Source organism: Caballeronia sp. GAWG2-1, from assembly GCF_023631405.1.
In the GTDB taxonomy this organism is placed as follows: domain Bacteria; phylum Pseudomonadota; class Gammaproteobacteria; order Burkholderiales; family Burkholderiaceae; genus Caballeronia.
The window spans coordinates 92004-109732 of the sequence record NZ_JALQDD010000022.1; the positions used below are offsets into that span (position 1 = coordinate 92004).

Annotated in this window: 17 protein-coding genes; 1 reads left to right on the forward strand and 16 read right to left on the reverse strand. The window is 60.0% G+C overall.

The window, feature by feature from the left end; translation table 11 throughout:
• Positions 1–16: 16 nt before the first annotated feature.
• Positions 17–799 carry a transporter substrate-binding domain-containing protein gene (locus NCR98_RS13405; RefSeq protein WP_502799747.1) on the forward strand — a complete coding sequence of 261 codons (783 nt, stop codon included), beginning with the start codon at positions 17–19 and terminating at the stop codon, positions 797–799.
• Between the two features lie 4 nt (positions 800–803).
• On the opposite strand, the gene NCR98_RS13410 is transcribed toward NCR98_RS13405, so the two are convergent.
• From NCR98_RS13410 to mnmG, 16 genes are all read right to left on the reverse strand, one after another.
• Positions 804–1751, reverse strand: a complete 948-nt coding sequence (locus NCR98_RS13410) for an alpha/beta hydrolase (RefSeq protein WP_250526405.1) — start codon at positions 1749–1751, stop codon at positions 804–806.
• Between the two features lie 601 nt (positions 1752–2352).
• Complete coding sequence (locus tag NCR98_RS13415) at positions 2353–4083, reverse strand: AMP-binding protein (protein WP_250526406.1); 1731 nt, start codon at positions 4081–4083, stop codon at positions 2353–2355.
• 217 nt (positions 4084–4300) lie between these two features.
• On the reverse strand, positions 4301–4726 hold the full coding sequence (locus tag NCR98_RS13420; RefSeq protein ID WP_244826603.1) for a F0F1 ATP synthase subunit epsilon: 426 nt from the start codon (positions 4724–4726) through the stop codon (positions 4301–4303).
• Positions 4727–4796: 70 nt separating this feature from the next.
• The gene (gene atpD, locus NCR98_RS13425) at positions 4797–6191 is read right to left on the reverse strand and encodes a F0F1 ATP synthase subunit beta (RefSeq protein WP_244826604.1); all 1395 of its coding nucleotides are present in this window, start codon (positions 6189–6191) and stop codon (positions 4797–4799) included.
• 44 nt (positions 6192–6235) lie between these two features.
• Complete coding sequence (gene atpG, locus NCR98_RS13430; RefSeq protein ID WP_244826605.1) at positions 6236–7132, reverse strand: F0F1 ATP synthase subunit gamma; 897 nt, start codon at positions 7130–7132, stop codon at positions 6236–6238.
• A 70-nt stretch (positions 7133–7202) separates the two neighbouring features.
• A complete protein-coding gene (gene atpA / locus NCR98_RS13435; RefSeq protein ID WP_244826606.1) occupies positions 7203–8744 on the reverse strand; it encodes a F0F1 ATP synthase subunit alpha in 1542 nt (513 codons plus the stop codon).
• Positions 8745–8801: 57 nt separating this feature from the next.
• On the reverse strand, positions 8802–9344 hold the full coding sequence (locus NCR98_RS13440; protein ID WP_250466184.1) for a F0F1 ATP synthase subunit delta: 543 nt from the start codon (positions 9342–9344) through the stop codon (positions 8802–8804).
• A gap of 2 nt (positions 9345–9346) precedes the next feature.
• Positions 9347–9817 (reverse strand): F0F1 ATP synthase subunit B, encoded by a 471-nt coding sequence (locus tag NCR98_RS13445; protein ID WP_244826608.1) that lies wholly within the window; start codon positions 9815–9817, stop codon positions 9347–9349.
• 136 nt (positions 9818–9953) lie between these two features.
• On the reverse strand, positions 9954–10223 hold the full coding sequence (gene atpE, locus NCR98_RS13450) for a F0F1 ATP synthase subunit C (RefSeq protein WP_244826609.1): 270 nt from the start codon (positions 10221–10223) through the stop codon (positions 9954–9956).
• Between the two features lie 90 nt (positions 10224–10313).
• Complete coding sequence (atpB, locus tag NCR98_RS13455) at positions 10314–11165, reverse strand: F0F1 ATP synthase subunit A (protein WP_244826610.1); 852 nt, start codon at positions 11163–11165, stop codon at positions 10314–10316.
• A 167-nt stretch (positions 11166–11332) separates the two neighbouring features.
• Positions 11333–11812: an ATP synthase subunit I gene (locus tag NCR98_RS13460; RefSeq protein ID WP_250526445.1), complete on the reverse strand. Its 480-nt coding sequence runs from the start codon at positions 11810–11812 to the stop codon at positions 11333–11335.
• A gap of 303 nt (positions 11813–12115) precedes the next feature.
• A complete protein-coding gene (locus tag NCR98_RS13465) occupies positions 12116–13252 on the reverse strand; it encodes an SLC13 family permease (RefSeq protein ID WP_250526407.1) in 1137 nt (378 codons plus the stop codon).
• A gap of 3 nt (positions 13253–13255) precedes the next feature.
• On the reverse strand, positions 13256–14158 hold the full coding sequence (locus NCR98_RS13470) for a ParB/RepB/Spo0J family partition protein (protein WP_244826612.1): 903 nt from the start codon (positions 14156–14158) through the stop codon (positions 13256–13258).
• 46 nt (positions 14159–14204) lie between these two features.
• The gene (locus tag NCR98_RS13475) at positions 14205–14975 is read right to left on the reverse strand and encodes a ParA family protein (RefSeq protein ID WP_250526408.1); all 771 of its coding nucleotides are present in this window, start codon (positions 14973–14975) and stop codon (positions 14205–14207) included.
• 76 nt (positions 14976–15051) lie between these two features.
• Entirely contained in the window at positions 15052–15717 is a 666-nt protein-coding gene (gene rsmG / locus NCR98_RS13480) for a 16S rRNA (guanine(527)-N(7))-methyltransferase RsmG (protein WP_250526409.1), read from the reverse strand.
• Complete coding sequence (mnmG, locus tag NCR98_RS13485) at positions 15714–17678, reverse strand: tRNA uridine-5-carboxymethylaminomethyl(34) synthesis enzyme MnmG (protein WP_250526446.1); 1965 nt, start codon at positions 17676–17678, stop codon at positions 15714–15716. The genes rsmG and mnmG overlap by 4 nt, the downstream gene beginning before the upstream one ends.
• Between the last annotated feature and the right edge of the window lie 51 nt (positions 17679–17729).

Here is a 17729-nt window from a genome sequence, read left to right on the forward strand (position 1 = left end):
CGTCTTTGCCGGGTCGATGTCCACCACCGCACTTGCTCAAACGGTGCAAGCGGGAAGTGTCGGCACCGTGCCCGCGCCTCCGCCGCCCGTCGCGCCGCCCACGCGGCTCGACGACATCCTCGGGCGCCACACGCTGCGCGTCTGCACGACCGGCGACTACAAGCCGTACACGTTCCTGCGTACGGACGGACAGTTCGAAGGCATCGACATCGACCTGGCGGAAAGCCTCGCGAAGTCGCTTGGCGCCAAGGCGGAATACGTGAAGACTTCGTGGTCGAACCTGATGAACGATTTCATCGACAAGTGCGATATCGCGGTCGGCGGCGTATCGACGACACTCGACCGGCAGAAGCGCGCCTTCTTCACCGCGCCATATATGGAGGACGGCAAAACGCCAATTGTTCGCTGCGATGCCGTGGACAAGTATCAGACCGTCGAACAGATCGATCAGCCGAACGTGCGCACGATCGTGAATCCCGGCGGCACGAACGAGCGCTTTGCCAAGCAGTTCTTCCCGCATTCGCAATTGATTGAGTACCCGGACAACGTCACGATCTTCAAGCAGATTCTGGACGGCAAGGCAGATGTCATGGTCACCGATGCCTCGGAAACGCTGCTTCAGCAGAAGCTCAATCCAGGCCTATGCACCGTGCATCCGGACAAACCGTTCCAGTTCGGCGAAAAGGCGTATCTGCTGCCGCGCGGTGATGTCGTCTGGCAGCAGTATGTCGACCAGTGGTTGCACCTCGCGCGCGGTTCGGGCGAGTTTCAGGCTGTAGTGGACAAGTGGCTCAAATGAACGATCAGCGCGCGGCGCGCAACCACTCGCCCGCGCGCTCGCCGATTCGACGCAGCCAGGCAAGCGCGGCTTCGGATCGCGGATGCATGCGGGCGAAGCCGTGCGTCATGTCCGCAGCGTCGATCAATTCGACGCGGCCGCCGTTGGTTTCGAGGAAGCGCTTGAGTTCGTGGGCATCGTCGTAAAGCGGGTCGTAGGCTGCCGCGACGATCAACGCGGGCGCAGGCGTCCGCTCGAACGGCTCGGCGAGCGGAAAGGCGCGCACATCATGGGCGTCGGGCATCACGCCGGACAGGAACTGAGTCCAGTACCACTTCATCTCGTCGTTGGTGAGGCCGGGGCCGTTCGCGTTTGCAAGACAGCTCGCGCTCTCGAATTGCCGCCGCATCACCGGATACAGCAGAAGCTGGAGACTGACGAGACCGGCCACGCGCTCGTTCGCGCCGCGCGCCGCGACCACCGAGAGATGCGCACCCGCGCTATCGCCACCGACAGCCAGCCGGTCCGTCGCGAAGCCAAGCCGCGAACGATGTTCGGCGAGCCAAATCAGCGCGTCGAGGGCATCGTCGCAAGGCGCGGGAAATGGATGCTCCGGCGCCAGCCGATAATCGACGCTCGCGACTGCGCACTGCGAATCGCGCGCGAGGCGGGCGACCAGCGCATCATGCGTCTCGATATCGCCGACCACCCAGCCACCGCCGTGAAAGTAGACGATTAGCGGCAGCGGACCGTTCGCCGACTTCGGCTTATAGATGCGCGTGGCAAGCGTGCGCCCGGCAAGCGGAATTTCGATGTCCTCGACGAAAATGGTTTCGTCCGGGGCCGGGGCGTAGGCTTTCGCCACTTCGCTGAAGCGCTCGCGCACTGCCTTCGCGTCGGCATCGGGACCGAGCGGCGGAAAAGCTTCGGCGACGGTGGCGTAGTAGCGAAGCAGAGCGGCGTCAATGGTCATACGAGTCTCCAAGTGCGTCTTTTACGGGAAGTTTTGGCGGTTCAGGCCGAATGAGTATCGATTTCATACGTGCGCCCGTTCGATTTTCCCGGAAAATGCCGATTAACGCAGCGGCCCATATAACCGGAAAAACTCCGGGAGTTTTAGCGGATCGAATAAATCAGCTTAATAACTGACAATATCTGCACGGCTTTGTACGCATCCGCGACCGAAAATTTAACGAGAGCCTTATGGGACGGGGGTTACAACCTGAAACACTTTGTTACGGCGGGTCAGAATCAATTCGCCCACAATCTGTTCAAACGGTTTCAACACGGATGTGTCCGGGCGCGCGGTTGCAAATGCGGCGTTTTCCGGTGGTCGCCTTGGGCGAATCTCTGAAAGGGACATCAGTGTTGGGATCGTTCGTCGATTTGACGTTGAATCGAATCCCACCTTTGGTCTCCTCGCGCTAACCCCGTAGCGTGTGGTTTTTAGCGGGCTCCAGGCCCGCTTTTTTTTCGCCTGCACAAACGTTTGCGCTAGTTGCGAGTTTCGCCGCCGAACGTTTCGTGCCATGACAGGAAGGGAGCGCTTAATAGCGCTCCCTTCGTCGTTTCAATTACGCCGTTTTGGCTTCCGCAAGCTTCAGGTCGTCGATCATCTGCGCGCGCATCACAAACTTCTGGACCTTGCCTGTCACCGTCATCGGCAATTCGTCGACGAACCGGATGTAACGCGGAATCTTGTAGTGCGCGATTTGTCCTTGGCAAAAGTCGCGGATCTCGTCGGCGCTGGCGATCTCGCCCGGACGCAGCACGACCCAGGCGCACACCTCTTCGCCATACTTTTCATCCGGGACGCCGAACACCTGCACCGACTGCACCTTCGGATGGCGGAACAAGAATTCCTCGATCTCGCGCGGATAGACGTTTTCGCCTCCGCGAATCAGCATGTCCTTCAGGCGTCCGACGATCTTGCAGTACCCTTCGGCGTCGAGCGTCGCGAGGTCGCCGGTATGCATCCAGCCATCGACGATTGCCTCGCGCGTCTTTGCGTCGTCGCCCCAATAGCCTTTCATCACCGAATAGCCGCGCGTGCACAGTTCGCCCGTCTGGCCGACCGGCACGATTTCGCCGAGCGGGCCGATGATCTTCACCTCCAGATGCGGCTGAACGCGCCCGACAGTGGTCGTGCGTTTGTCGAGCGGGTCGGTGGTCGAGCTTTGAAACGAAACCGGACTTGTCTCCGTCATGCCGTAAGCGATGGTGATCTCGTCCAAATGCATGGTGGAGACCACACGCTTCATCGTTTCGATGGGGCACGGCGAGCCCGCCATGATGCCCGTGCGCAGCCGGCTCAAGTCGTAATTCGCGAACTCGGGATGATCGAGTTCGGCGATAAACATCGTCGGCACGCCGTGTAGCGCCGTGCAACGCTCCTCGTGCACGGCGGCGAGCGTCGCGGCGGGATCGAATGCCTCGCCGGGGAACACCATCGCGCAGCCGGTCGATACGCACGCCAGCACCGCGAGCACCATGCCGAAGCAGTGGTAAAGCGGCACGGGAATGCACAGCGAGTCGTTCTCGGTGAGGCGCATGGCCATCGCGATATAGCGCGCGTTGTTCACCACGTTCCGATGCGTAAGCGTCGCGCCCTTCGGATTGCCCGTCGTGCCGCTCGTGAACTGGACGTTGATCGCTTCGTCGGCGGCGAGTTTGGCTTCGAGCGCATCGAGCTTGGCGGTATCGACGAGCGCGCGGCCTTCTTCCATCAACGCGTCGAAGTTGAGCATGCCGGGCGTCTTGCCTTCGCCCATTCGGATGATGGCGCGCAGGTCCGGCAGCTTCGCCGCATTTAGCGCGTTCGGTTGCGCATGGGCGAGCTCCGGCGCGAGCGTCTGCAACATCTCCAGATATTTCGACGATTTGAACTGCTCCGCCGCGACGATCGCCTTGCAGCCGACCTTGTTCAGTGCGTATTCGAGTTCGGCAAGCCGATAAGCCGGATTGATATTCACCAGCACGGCACCGATGCGCGCCGTCGCAAATTGCGTCAGCAGCCATTCCGCGCGATTCGGCGACCAGATGCCGACGCGGTCGCCTGCTTCGATGCCAAGCGCAAGCAAGCCGCTCGCAAGCACGTCGATCTCGTCGGCGAACTCACGCCAGGTCCAGCGGATGTTCTGCTCACGAAACACGACAGCGGGACGCCCGGGAAAGCGGCGCGCGGTATCGAGAAGAAAGCGCGAAACGGTGGCGTCGCTCAAGGGCGTGTCGGTCACGCCGCGGACGTAGGAAAGACCGTCACGCGGTTCGACTTGCGCGCTGGCCTGCGTCGGTTGAGTTGCCATCGAAGGGTCTCCGCTATCGACCGTGCAAGATATGCAGCCTCAAGGACGTAGGCTGTTTGGAAGGCTATTTTGCACGGTGGCAAGCGGCGCTGGCATCAAGTGTTACCCGCAATCGGGTGCACAACGGTCATGCAGATTTGCCGGGAAGCAACCCGGACTCGCCATAAAAAAAGCAGCCCGGAGGCTGCTTTCTTCGATTCGCTACAAGCGCGCTGGCTTAGTGCTTCGAGCCAAGCTTGCGCAAACGCTGAATGGCGGCGAGCTGTGCCGTTGCGTACGCGAGTTCCGCTTGCGCGGTCGCGTATTCAAGGTTCGAGCCCGTGTTCTGCAACGCTTCTTCCGCGCGCTTCTTTGCTTGCTCGGCCTTCGCTTCGTCCAGATCGGCGCCGCGAATGGCGGTATCGGCAAGAACGGTCACGACGCCCGGCTGAATCTCGAGGATTCCGCCTGCGACGAAAACGAACTCCTCCGAACCGTCTTCCGCTTCGATGCGCACCGCGCCCGGACGAATGCGCGTGATAAGCGGCGTGTGGCCCGGCAAAATGCCGAGTTCACCTGCTTCGCCCGGCAGCGCGACGAACTTCGCCTGGCCCGAGAAGATCTGCTCTTCCGCGCTGACGACGTCTACTTTGATGGTTGCCATATCGACTCCTGAGCGTATTACGAAGGCGCGGAGTTTTGAGATCCGCGCCCGCTTCGTCTACACCCGACCGTTACTGAATCTTCTTGGCCTTTTCGAAGGCTTCGTCGATCGTGCCAACCATGTAGAACGCCTGCTCCGGCAGATGATCGCACTCACCTTCAACGATCATCTTGAAGCCGCGAATGGTTTCCTTCAGCGGCACGTACTTGCCCGGCGAGCCCGTGAACACTTCAGCAACGTGGAACGGCTGCGACAGGAAACGCTGGATCTTACGAGCGCGCGCCACGGCGAGCTTGTCTTCCGGCGCGAGTTCGTCCATGCCCAGAATCGCGATGATGTCGCGCAATTCCTTGTAACGCTGCAGCGTTTGCTGCACGCCGCGCGTGATCGAGTAGTGCTCTTCGCCGATCACGTTCGGGTCGATCTGACGCGAGGTCGAATCGAGCGGGTCCACTGCCGGATAGATACCCAGCGATGCAATGTCACGCGACAACACGACCGTTGCGTCCAAGTGGCCGAAAGTCGTAGCCGGCGACGGGTCGGTCAAGTCATCCGCAGGGACGTACACGGCCTGAACGGACGTGATCGAACCAGTCTTGGTCGACGTGATGCGCTCTTGCAGCTTGCCCATTTCTTCAGCCAGCGTCGGCTGATAGCCCACTGCCGACGGCATACGGCCGAGCAGTGCCGACACTTCCGTGCCCGCCAGCGTGAAACGGTAGATGTTGTCGACGAAGAACAGCACGTCGAGACCTTCGTCACGGAAGTGCTCGGCCATCGTGAGGCCGGTCAGCGCCACGCGCAGACGGTTGCCCGGCGGCTCGTTCATCTGGCCGTACACCAGCGCGACCTTGTCGAGAACGTTCGAGTCCTTCATTTCGTGATAGAAGTCGTTCCCTTCGCGGGTACGCTCACCCACACCGGCGAACACGGAATAACCGCCGTGTTCTTTCGCGATGTTGTTGATGAGTTCCATCATGTTCACGGTCTTGCCCACGCCGGCGCCGCCGAACAGGCCAACCTTACCGCCCTTGGCAAACGGGCAGATCAGGTCGATAACCTTGATGCCCGTTTCGAGCAGTTCGGTCGAAGGCGACAGCTCGTCGAACTTCGGCGCGAGCTGGTGAATCGAACGCGTGGCGGTCGATTCGATAGGACCGGCTTCGTCGATCGGACGGCCGAGCACGTCCATGATGCGGCCAAGCGTCGGCTTGCCGACCGGCACGCTGATGGGGTTGCCCGTGTTCTTCACGATCGTGCCGCGGCGCAAGCCGTCGGATGCACCCAGACAGATGGTGCGGACCACGCCGTCGCCCAACTGCTGCTGGACTTCCAGCGTCAGCTCGGTGCCTTCCAGAATGAGCGCGTCGTAAATCTTCGGCATGTGCGAGCGCGGAAATTCCACGTCGATAACGGCGCCGATGCACTGTACGATCTTGCCTTCTACCAAAGCAGTAGTACTCATCGCATTTCCTTTAGATACTGTGTTCTTTCACGCGGTCATCAAGATCAGACCGCAGCGGCGCCGCCGACGATTTCCGACAATTCTTTCGTAATCGCGGCCTGGCGGCTCTTGTTGTAGACGAGCTGCAGTTCGTTGATCACGGTCTTCGCGTTATCCGACGCGGCCTTCATTGCGACCATGCGCGCCGATTGTTCCGACGCCATGTTTTCCGCCACCGCCTGATAAACCAGCGCCTCGACGTAGCGCACGAGCAATTCGTCCACCACGGTTTGAGCGTCCGGCTCGTAGATGTAGTCCCACGAGGTCTTCGGCGTGTCGTTCGCAATCGCGGCTTCGTCTGCCTTCTGCTGCAGATCTTCGGCCGTCAACGGCAGCAATTGCTCGATCACCGCTTCCTGCTTCATCGTATTGACGAAGCGCGTGTACCCCAGGTACACCGCGTTGATCTTGCCTTCCGAATACAAGTCGAGCTGCACCTTCACCGCGCCGATCAGCTTTTCCAGATGCGGCGTGTCGCCCAGATGTGTGACTTGCGACACGACCTTGGCGCGCAGCCGGTTCAGGAAGCCGAGACCCTTGGCGCCGATAGCCGACGCTTCGATGGACACGCCGGTCTGCTCCAGCTCCTTGATGCGCTGCAACGACGCACGCAGCACGTTTGTGTTCATGCCGCCGCACAAACCCTTGTCGGTCGTGACGAGGATCAGGCCGGCCGTCTTCGCGCCTTCGTTCTTCACCATGAACGGGTGACGATACTCAGGGTTCGCCGCGCTCATGTGCGCCGCGATTGCACGGACCTTGTCGGCATACGGACGGGCGGAACGCATGCGCTCCTGGGCGCGGCGCATCTTCGATGCGGCGACCATTTCCATCGCTTTCGTGATCTTGCGCGTGTTCTGCACGCTCTTGATCTTGCCGCGAATTTCCTTCATTCCAGCCATTGCTTACTCCTTGATCGAAGCCGCGCGGTGTTCATCGGTCGATGCACCGCGCGTTGCTCCTCAGTCCCGATCAATAAGCGCCCGACTTCTTGAAGTCCTTCAGCGCGGTATGCAGTGCGCCGTCGTCGTCCTTCGACAAGTCTTTATTGTCTTCGATGCGCTTAACCAGATCGGCATGGCTCGTCTTCAGGTATTCGCGCAGGCCCTTTTCGAACGGCAGCACTTGCGCAACTTCCAGATCGTCGAGGTAGCCGTTGTTAGCCGCGAACAGCGCCACAGCGAGTTCCCACACTTGAAGCGGCTGATACTGCGGCTGCTTCAGCAGTTCCGTCACGCGGCGACCGCGCTCCAACTGCTTGCGGGTGGCTTCGTCCAGGTCCGACGCGAACTGCGCGAACGCAGCCAGTTCACGATACTGCGCCAAGTCGGTACGAATACCGCCCGACAGCTTCTTGATGACCTTGGTCTGAGCCGCACCACCGACGCGCGACACCGAAACGCCCGCGTTGATGGCAGGGCGGATACCGGCGTTGAACAAGTCGGTTTCCAGGAAGATCTGGCCGTCGGTAATCGAGATCACGTTCGTCGGAACGAACGCGGTCACGTCGCCGGCTTGCGTTTCAATGACGGGCAGTGCCGTCAGCGAACCGCTCTTGCCCTTCACTTCGCCATTGGTGAACTTCTCGACGTAGTCTTCCGAAACACGAGCCGCACGCTCGAGCAGACGCGAGTGCAGATAGAACACGTCACCCGGATACGCTTCACGACCCGGCGGACGGCGCAGCAGCAGCGAAATCTGGCGATACGCCCATGCTTGCTTGGTCAAATCGTCATAAACGATCAGCGCGTCCTGGCCGCGATCGCGGAAGTATTCGCCCATCGTGCAGCCGGCGTACGGCGCGAGGTATTGCATCGCGGCCGATTCCGAAGCCGAAGCCGCCACGACGATGGTGTAAGCCATTGCGCCGGTTTCTTCGAGCTTGCGCACCACGTTCATGATCGACGAAGCCTTTTGGCCGATCGCGACATAGATACAGAAAAGGTCCTTGCCCTTCTGATTGATGATCGCGTCGACAGCCACCGCGGTCTTGCCGCACTGACGGTCGCCGATGATCAGCTCGCGCTGACCACGGCCGATAGGCACCATCGAGTCGATGGACTTCAGACCCGTTTGCACCGGCTGCGACACCGACTTACGCCAGATCACGCCCGGAGCAATCTTTTCGATTGCGTCGGTCATCTTCGCGTTGACCGGACCCTTGCCGTCGATGGGGTTACCCAGCGCGTCGACCACGCGGCCGATCAATTCCGGACCGACCGGCACTTCGAGAATGCGGCCCGTCGTCTTGACGATGTCGCCTTCCGAGATGTGCTCGTACTGGCCGAGAATAACGGCGCCGACGGAGTCGCGTTCGAGGTTCAGCGCGAGGCCGAAGGTGTTGCCCGGAAACTCGAGCATTTCACCCTGCATCACGTCCGACAGGCCGTGAATACGCACGATACCGTCGGTCACGGAGATCACGGTGCCCTGGTTGCGAACATCCGCGCTCGCTTCAAGGCCCTGGATCCGGCTCTTGATCAGCTCGCTGATCTCAGAGGGATTGAGTTGCATTATTCGCTCCTGATAGTCAATTCTGTTGCGTGCCAGCGATTCGCTTCTAACGAAGCGTCAGGCGGTCAGAGCCGTCTGCATGCTGGCGAGGCGCGCGCGGACCGAGGTATCGAGCACTTCGTCGCCAACCGTCACGCGAACGCCGCCGATCAGCGACTGATCGACTTCGACGGTCGGTTTCAGCTTGCGCTCGAACTTGCGTTCGAGGCTTGCGACTAGGTCGTTCAATTGTTCGCCTTCGAAGGGGAACGCGCTTACGATCAGCGCATCGGCAGCACCTTCGCGGGCGTTCTTCAGCTCGTCGAACTGCACGGCGATTTCAGGCAGCAGCGACAGACGATGATTGTCCACCAGCATGCCGACGAAATTCTTCGCCTGTACATTGCCTTGAGCCAAAGGCGACTTCACTGCGGACAGCAGCAGATCCGCTACTTGATCGCGGCTCACCTTCGGGCTCGAGGCGACCGACTGCACTTCGGGCAGACGCGCAACCTGAGCCAGTTCCTCGACGAAAGTGGACCAGCCCGCAAGATCGCCGCTCTCGGCTACGCGGAACAGCGCTTCTGCGTAAGGACGAGCGATGGTTGCAAGTTCGGCCATGATCAGAGCTCGGTTTTGAGTTGATTCAGCAGATCGGCGTGAGCCTTCTGATCGACTTCGCGCTTCAGAATTTGCTCGGCGCCCTTCACGGCCAGGGCCGCGACTTCGGCGCGCAGCGACTCGCGCGCCTTGACGACTTGCTGTTCGGCGTCCGCCTTGGCTTGCGCGACGATGCGCGCGGCTTCAGCCTGAGCGTTGGCCTTGATTTCTTCGGCGACGGCTGCGGCGCGCTTTTCGGCGTCAGCGATGCGTTGCTGACCGTCCGTGCGAGCCTGCGCGAGTTCCTGGTCGACGCGCTTGTGCGCGGCTTCGAGTTCCGCCTTGCCCTTGTCGGCGGCGGCGAGGCCGTCGGCAATCTTCTTTGAGCGCTCGTCGAGGGCATTGATCAACGGCGGCCACACGAACTTCATCGTGAACCACGCGAGGATCAGAAACACGACCATTTGCGCAAACAGGGTTGCGTTGAGATTCACGGTGTTTCCTTAAACGTTGCTTAGTCGGAGAGTGAAACGGTTAAAAGGCGCTCATCGGCCCGTTGTGCTCGATCAGCGCCTCACCCGTTCCGTCTTGCGTCTCATCGCAAGAAGAGACGCACACTTCCGAGGAACCTCAGCCTGCGAGCTTCGAGAGCAGCGGGTTCGCGAACGCAAACAGCATTGCCACACCAACGCCGATCAGGAACGCCGCGTCGATCAGACCAGCCAGCAGGAACATCTTGGTCTGGAGCGGGTTCATCAGTTCCGGCTGGCGGGCGCATGCTTCAATGTACTTGCCGCCCATCAGGCCGATACCGATACAGGCGCCGATTGCACCCAGGCCGATGATGATGCCGATACCGATGGCGGTCAGACCCTGGATGTTGGCGATGAAAGCGTTCATGTTCACTCCTTTGATTAAAGACTTTGGAACTGGATTTATAAAAATTGAAAACTAAAAACTAAGCGATTCTGGACCTGCCGCGAACGCTCTTTAGTGAGAGTCGTGCGCCTGACCGATGTACACGAGCGTCAGCATCATGAAGATGAACGCTTGCAGCAGCACGATCAGAATGTGGAAGATCGCCCAGACCGTACCCGCGACCACATGGCCGATAAAGCCAAGTACAGAGGCGTCCGCGCCGAAGTGCCACATGCTGCCGAGCAGCGCGATCAGCAGGAACAGCAGCTCACCCGCGTACATGTTGCCGAAAAGCCGCATGCCGAGCGAAACCGTCTTGGCGACGAACTCGATGATGTTCAGCGCAAGATTCGGAATCCACAGAAGCGGATGCGCGCCAAACGGAGCGGACAGCAGCTCGTGCACGAAGCCGCCTGCGCCCTTGATCTTGAGGTTGTAGTAGATCATCAGCACGAACACGCCGAGCGCGATGCCGAGCGTGCCGTTCAGATCGGCCGTGGGCACGATGCGATGATGCGGCAGCACTTGTTCGAGGCCCAGCCAGCCAATCACGCGGCCTGGCAGATCCACGGGGATGAAGTCGAGCGAGTTCATCAGGGCGACCCAGACGAACACGGTCAGCGCGAGCGGAGCGATGAAGCGGCGGCTGCCGTGGATCATCGACTTCGACTGATCTTCGACCATTTCGACGAGCATCTCGATCGCGCACTGGAAACGTCCGGGAACACCGGACGTCGCGCGGCGCGCCGCGATACCGAGAATGACGATGGTCAGGAGACCGCACACGATGGACCAGAACAGCGTGTCCAGATTCCAGACGTGGATGTCGAAAATCGACGTCTGTGTGTGCGTGGAAAGATTCTGCAAGTGGTGCGCAATGTACTCGGACGGGTCCAGAGCGTGCGTTCCTTCGCTAGCTGCCATATCGTTAAAGCCACCCAAATTGTCAAAAATCTTTCGTCGCCAGACGCTTATCCGAGCCACCGCTTCGCGTTGCGGCTCCGGGCGTCCGGCCCGAGCGCGGCGTTCATAACCGCGCTTTCATGTGTGATGCTACATACTTGACTTCGGGCTGGCGATTACCCTGGAGGTCAACGCAAAGCCATGGCCAGCCAGTAAGTCTTCAACGCGACGATGTACGTAACGAGCAAAGGCAACCACAGCGCGCTCTTGTACCAGAAGGCGACCGCTACGAACATAGCAATCGTCGCTCCCATTTTCATCGCTTCGCCGATCATCCAACTCATGATGGTCTCGGCTCCGCTCTTCGCCTTCAGGCGCGCCGCGAACAGTGCACTGGGCAGCCAGCAGATCGCGCCTCCGAGGAAGGCGGACAGCGCAGCATCGCCCGGCGGCTTGTAGAACAGCCACCACAACAGCGTCGCACCCAGGGACAAAACCATTTGCGCGGCCACTACCTTGAAAGGCGTGACCCGCGATGGACGACTCACATCAGGACCGAACAGCTTCTCTGCCTGGCCCCGCGTGAGCGGAACGATATTGTTATCTTGCGCCTCGGCGTCCCACGAGTCGTCAGACAAACTGCGGGGCTGATTTCCTGAAGCGTGAATGTCTCCGCGTTTGTTTTGAGCGCTGTCTTGCCCGCCCACCGGCGCTCGATTCTGCTCTCGCACCGTCTTCAAACCCCTTCAACACATCAACCGACAGTTCGGAAACCACCCTGCGCTTTCGCCGCGCTTTCTAGGTGGCCTAGCTGATAAATCCGGGGGATTGTAAGCGATTGTCCTCGGGGATTCAATAGTTTAGGTGCGTCAAAAGCCAAGCGGACAAAGCTTAAAAAATGGTCTCGAAAGCGAGACTTTTCTTGCGGTTACAAGCAGATTTTCAGACGACGTGAGATTGCGTCGCGAAACTCAGATGAGCGCCCATCCAACAAGCGCTGCAACAAACCAGAAAGGGATCGAAACGAGGTGAAACGGACCCCACAAGCCCTTCTCGCCCGACAGACGCACGGCGATGAGATTGGCGAGCGAGCCGATTGCCACCCCAAAACCACCGACGCTCACGCCGAACGCAAGCGCGCGCCAGTCCTTCGAAAACTCGGCGAGCACGATGGCCGCCGGCACGTTACTGATGGCCTGCGACAGCACCGCGCCCGCAGCATAAGCACGCATCGGCGTGCCGATGCCCAACTGCGCGATGAAGCCGTGGATGGCCGGCAACGCGGCTGCGCTGCGCAGCACAATGAACATCAGCATGAAGATGAGCAGAAGCAGCCAGTCGATCTTCAAGACGACTTCGCGGCGCCAAAGCAGGAACGCGACAGCAAGGACGGCGAGGCCGGGCCCGGCATGATGCGCGTCGGCCAGTGCGACGAAGCCAGCGAACGCAAGCACGCTCACACCGCATAACACACGGTCGACGCCGTGCTCTTCGGCATCGCCAGAAAGGTCGAGCGGCGCGTTGCGAAACATTGCGCAAGTCACGGCGCCGAGCATGAGCATGAGGACCGCGCAAAGCGGCAGCAACGCCCAGACGAACGCGCCGAAAGAGACGCCGCTCGTCTGCCAGAGGAAAAGGTTTTGTGGATTGCCGAGCGGCGTGAGGATCGATCCCGCGTTCACCGACAACGCAATCACGATAACGAGACGCTTGATGGGCAAGGGCGCGAGCCGATGCAGCGATAGCGCGAGCGGCACGACCGCGAACAACGCGACATCGTTGGTCAGCACCGTGGACAGCGCCGCCGCCAGCGCGACGAGGAGCAGCGCCAGGCCGCGTTCGCCGTGGATGTGATGCACCAGCCGATGCGCGGCCCACATCAGGAATCCTGACAATTCGATCGCTTTGGTCAGGATGAGCAGGCCGGCGAGCGTGAGCACGGTCTGCCAATCCACAAGACCTGGCAGCGAAGCCCACGAGCGCGGATGAACCACTTGCAGCACGCCGAGCGCGAGCACGAGAATGGCGAGGACCGGCTCTTTACTGACGGTCCTCCAGACGCGCGCCAGGAGGTCGGACCGCGATTGCTTGACGTTGTATTCCGACAAGACTCACGCAGCCGAATTAGGCGCTTCAATGCTGCCGCGTAGTTTGCTCAGAATGCCTTCGAGCGCGTCGAGGTTGCCGAAATCGATCATCACCTTGCCGCGTCCTCGTCCGCCCAGCTTGATCTTCACGCTCGCCGCGAGCAGATCCGACAACTCTTCTTCGAGCCTGCGCGTGTCACGGCCGCCATCGTTCGCGGGACGCGCCTTGACTGCCGGCGCCTCCTTCGTCGTCGCGGCGACGAGGCGCTCCGTTTCACGCACCGACAAGCGGCGATTCACCACGTGATTAGCCAATTGAATCTGCGTGGCGGCATCGACGGCGAGCAGCGCGCGTGCGTGGCCCATGTCGAGATCGCCTGCGAGCAGCATCGTCTGAACGGGCGTGGCGAGGTTCAAGAGACGCAGCAGATTCGATACCGCGCTACGCGATCGCCCGACCGCTTCCGCCGCCTGCTCGTGCGTGAACGTGAATTCGTCGAGCAGGCGCTGGATACCCTGCGCCTCTTCCAGCGGATTCAAATCCTCCCGCTGGATGTTTTCGATCAGCGCCATCGCGGCGGCAGCCTGATCGGGCACGTTCTTCACCAGCACCGGCACTTCGTCGAGCCCAGCCAGACGCGCCGCACGAAAACGTCGCTCGCCCGCGATGATCTCGTACTGATCCGGGCCGACGGAGCGCACGAGAATCGGCTGCATGAGGCCTTGCGCGCGAATACTCGCGGCGAGCTCTTGCAACGCGCCCTCGTCCATTCGGGTACGCGGCTGATACTTGCCCGCCTGCAGCTTGTCGAGCGACAGGACTGACGGCGTGCCTTCGCCGCGTACGGCTTCGGTAATGTCGACGCTGCCGCCGAGCAATGCATCCAGGCCTCGGCCCAAACCCTTCTTCTTCATCACAGCGCTCATTTCGATTCCTCCGTTGGCGTCGTCCGCCAGATCGAATGGGTTTGCGTTACAGCGCGCGTACGCGCTCGATCATTTCCGTGCCGAACTGGATATACGCCTGCGCGCCACGCGACGACTTGTCGAACACCACGCCTGGCAGGCCGTAACTTGGCGCCTCGGCAAGGCGCACGTTGCGTGGAATGACGACATCGAAAACCTTGTCGCCGAAGTGTTCCTTCAACTGTTCGGACACTTGCTGCTGCAAGGTGATGCGCGGATCGAACATCACACGCAACAGTCCGATCACTTTCAGATCGCGGTTGAGGTTCGCGTGGATCTGCTTGATGGTGCTCACCAGATCCGACAAGCCTTCCAACGCGAAATATTCACACTGCATTGGAATGACGACGCCATGTGCTGCGCACAACGCGTTCAATGTCAACAGCGACAATGCAGGCGGACAATCGATCAAGATGAAATCATAGTCATCGACTATCTTCGCGATGGCCGAGCGAAGAATGTGCTCGCGGTCGTCCATATCCACAAGCTCGACTTCCGCGCCAGCGAGTTCACGATTCGCAGGCAGAACGTGATATCCCACGCTCTCCGGTCGCACTACCGCCTCACGTAGTGTCACCCCGTCGACTAACACTTCGTAGATTGTCTTCTCGCATGCGCCTTTATTGACGCCACTGCCCATCGTCGCGTTTCCCTGCGGGTCCAGATCGATGAGTAGAACGCGTTGATCAAGGCCCGCGAGACTTGCCGCGAGATTGACCGCCGTGGTGGTCTTTCCAACGCCGCCCTTCTGATTTGCGACGCAGAAGATTTTTGCCATCGTTTTATGTCCTCGTTTCTTCGCTGTCAGAAGATCAGCTGCCGTTTACGGCCGTGACGAAAGCGCCCGCGACGTGTTACTGCGCGCCGACGGCTACATGGATCAAGTGGCGCTCGGCATCGAGCATCGGAACTTGCAGACGCTCGATGCGCTCCACCGTCGCGCCATTTGGCAGACGCGCGATTTCGTCGTCCGGCTGCAAGCCCTTCATCGCGAGAATCCGGCCGTTGTCCGCGACCAGATGACGCGCAAGTGTAACGAAATCCGCGAGGTCTGCGAACGCGCGCGAGACAATTACGTCGAATTTCCCCGGGACTTCGCAACCCGGCCGCAGATTCTCGACGCGCCCTGTCACAACGGAAAGATTCGCCAACCCCAACTGAACCTTCGCTTGCGACTGGAAGGCGGTCTTCTTGTGAACGATGTCGTTCAGTGTCACTTTAACGTCGGGGAAGACAATTGCTAGCACGATGCCCGGCAGGCCGCCGCCCGAACCGACATCCAAAATCGATTTTGGTTGGCGCGCCACGAGCATCGGAACGATGGCGAGCGAATCGAGAATATGCTGAATGAGCATTTGCTTCGGGTCGCGGATCGCCGTCAGGTTGTAGACGGCGTTCCATTTGCCCAGCAGCGCAACGTAATCGAGTAGCTGCTGTTTCTGCGATGACGTCAACCCAAGCTCGAGTTCAGCCGTACCTCGGTCGAGCAAGTTAGCCAGCAATTCGTTTTGGTCCTTCATTGAACCACCGGGTTGCTGCTGGCCTGATCCTGATCGCTGCCTGTGCCGCGTCCGCGCCGGCCGAGGCCGCGCTTGAGATGCACCATGAGCAGTGAGATGGCAGCCGGCGTGATGCCCTGAATACGCGAAGCCTGCCCGATCGTTTCTGGACGATGCTGCGTTAACTTTTGTCGCGCCTCAAACGAAAGGCCGCGCACTTCGCTGTAGTCGATCGCCTCTGGTAAACGCGTGTTCTCTTGCGCTCCGTTGCGCACGATCTCGTCCGCTTGCCGGTCGATATATCCTTGGTACTTCACGCCAATCTCGATCTGTTCTTTGATCTGCGCGAGCAGAACTGGATCATCGGCAAGCGATTCGGCTGAACCGCATTCCCCGTTGCGCAGAGCGCAGACGCCATCGTACGAGACACCAGGGCGTCGTAGCAGGTCGGCCAAACTGTATTCGTGATCGATCGGCTTGCCGAGTAACGCGGTCGCCTCTTCAGCCGGAAGCGTCTTAGGGTTCACCCAAGTGGAGCGCAGACGCTCTGTTTCACGTGAAACAGCGTCGCGCTTGCGGCTGAAAGCATCCCAACGGCCGTCGTCTACGACTCCAAGCTCCCGCCCTGTTTCGGTCAGGCGCATATCCGCGTTATCTTCACGTAGAGACAGACGATATTCCGCACGGCTCGTGAACATTCGATACGGTTCAGAGACTCCGCGCGTTACCAAATCGTCGACCAATACACCCAAGTACGCTTCATCACGGCGCGGTGTCCAGGCATCCCTGCCCTGCACTTGAAGCCCTGCGTTTATGCCGGCTAATAGTCCCTGCGCGGCAGCTTCCTCATAACCCGTCGTGCCGTTGATCTGTCCGGCGAAGAATAGCCCACTGATGGATTTCGTCTCCAGCGAAGCCTTCAGCGCACGCGGATCGAAGTAGTCGTATTCGATTGCATAGCCAGGACGCAAGATATGGGCGTGTTCGAGACCACGCATGGAACGCACAAGATTTAACTGGACATCGAAAGGCAGACTCGTCGAAATTCCATTGGGATAGAACTCGTTCGTAGTCAGCCCTTCCGGCTCCAGGAAGATTTGATGTGCGTCCTTCGACGCAAACCGATGGATTTTGTCTTCAATCGACGGGCAGTAGCGCGGCCCAACGCCTTCAATTACCCCTGTGTACATCGGCGACCGATCCAAGCCCGATCGAATAATGTCGTGCGTTTGAACGTTCGTGTGCGTCACCCAGCACGGCACCTGACGCGGATGCTGCTCAACGCGGCCAAGAAAAGAGAAAACCGGAACCGGATCCAAATCGCCCGGCTGCTCTTCAAGCTTCGAAAAATCGATCGTGCGGCCGTCGATGCGCGGTGGCGTCCCCGTCTTTAGTCGGCCCTGCGGCAAATTCAACTCTTTAAGACGTGCGGATAAAGATATCGCAGCAGGATCGCCCGCGCGGCCGCCCACGTAGTTGTTCAACCCCACGTGGATCTTGCCGTCGAGGAACGTCCCCGCCGTTAGAACCACGGCGCGCGCGCGAAACCGCAGCCCGACTTGCGTAACGGCACCAACGACGCGGTCGCCTTCCACCATCAAATCGTCAACGGCTTGCTGGAACAGCCAGAGATTCGGCTGATTTTCCAGCCGATGGCGTATTGCCTGCTTGTAAAGAATGCGGTCGGCTTGAGCGCGCGTGGCTCGCACTGCAGGACCCTTCGACGAATTGAGAATGCGAAACTGAATACCGGACTCGTCGGTGGCGGCAGCCATCGCACCGCCCAACGCATCGACTTCCTTGACGAGATGTCCTTTTCCGATGCCGCCGATCGACGGGTTGCAGCTCATCTGGCCAAGCGTCTCGATGTTATGCGTCAGGAGCAGCGTCCGACAGCCCATTCGCGCCGATGCAAGCGCCGCTTCGGTGCCCGCGTGACCACCGCCAACGACGATCACATCAAATTCTGAGGGAAAAAGCATGAAGATCTCGCATCGAGCGATGCGAACCTGAAGAAAGAATATCGACGAATT

Excerpts from the sequence above, each read along its gene's own strand:
- NCR98_RS13405 (WP_502799747.1), top strand. The coding sequence starts at position 17 with ATGTCCACCACCGCACTTGCTCAAACGGTGCAAGCGGGAAGTGTCGGC.
- NCR98_RS13410 (WP_250526405.1), bottom strand. The coding sequence starts at position 1,751 with ATGACCATTGACGCCGCTCTGCTTCGCTACTACGCCACCGTCGCCGAA.
- NCR98_RS13415 (WP_250526406.1), bottom strand. The coding sequence starts at position 4,083 with ATGGCAACTCAACCGACGCAGGCCAGCGCGCAAGTCGAACCGCGTGAC.
- NCR98_RS13420 (WP_244826603.1), bottom strand. The coding sequence starts at position 4,726 with ATGGCAACCATCAAAGTAGACGTCGTCAGCGCGGAAGAGCAGATCTTC.
- atpD (WP_244826604.1), bottom strand. The coding sequence starts at position 6,191 with ATGAGTACTACTGCTTTGGTAGAAGGCAAGATCGTACAGTGCATCGGC.
- atpG (WP_244826605.1), bottom strand. The coding sequence starts at position 7,132 with ATGGCTGGAATGAAGGAAATTCGCGGCAAGATCAAGAGCGTGCAGAAC.
- atpA (WP_244826606.1), bottom strand. The coding sequence starts at position 8,744 with ATGCAACTCAATCCCTCTGAGATCAGCGAGCTGATCAAGAGCCGGATC.
- NCR98_RS13440 (WP_250466184.1), bottom strand. The coding sequence starts at position 9,344 with ATGGCCGAACTTGCAACCATCGCTCGTCCTTACGCAGAAGCGCTGTTC.
- atpE (WP_244826609.1), bottom strand. The coding sequence starts at position 10,223 with ATGAACGCTTTCATCGCCAACATCCAGGGTCTGACCGCCATCGGTATC.
- atpB (WP_244826610.1), bottom strand. The coding sequence starts at position 11,165 with ATGGCAGCTAGCGAAGGAACGCACGCTCTGGACCCGTCCGAGTACATT.
- NCR98_RS13470 (WP_244826612.1), bottom strand. The coding sequence starts at position 14,158 with ATGAGCGCTGTGATGAAGAAGAAGGGTTTGGGCCGAGGCCTGGATGCA.
- NCR98_RS13475 (WP_250526408.1), bottom strand. The coding sequence starts at position 14,975 with ATGGCAAAAATCTTCTGCGTCGCAAATCAGAAGGGCGGCGTTGGAAAG.
- rsmG (WP_250526409.1), bottom strand. The coding sequence starts at position 15,717 with ATGAAGGACCAAAACGAATTGCTGGCTAACTTGCTCGACCGAGGTACG.
- mnmG (WP_250526446.1), bottom strand. The coding sequence starts at position 17,678 with ATGCTTTTTCCCTCAGAATTTGATGTGATCGTCGTTGGCGGTGGTCAC.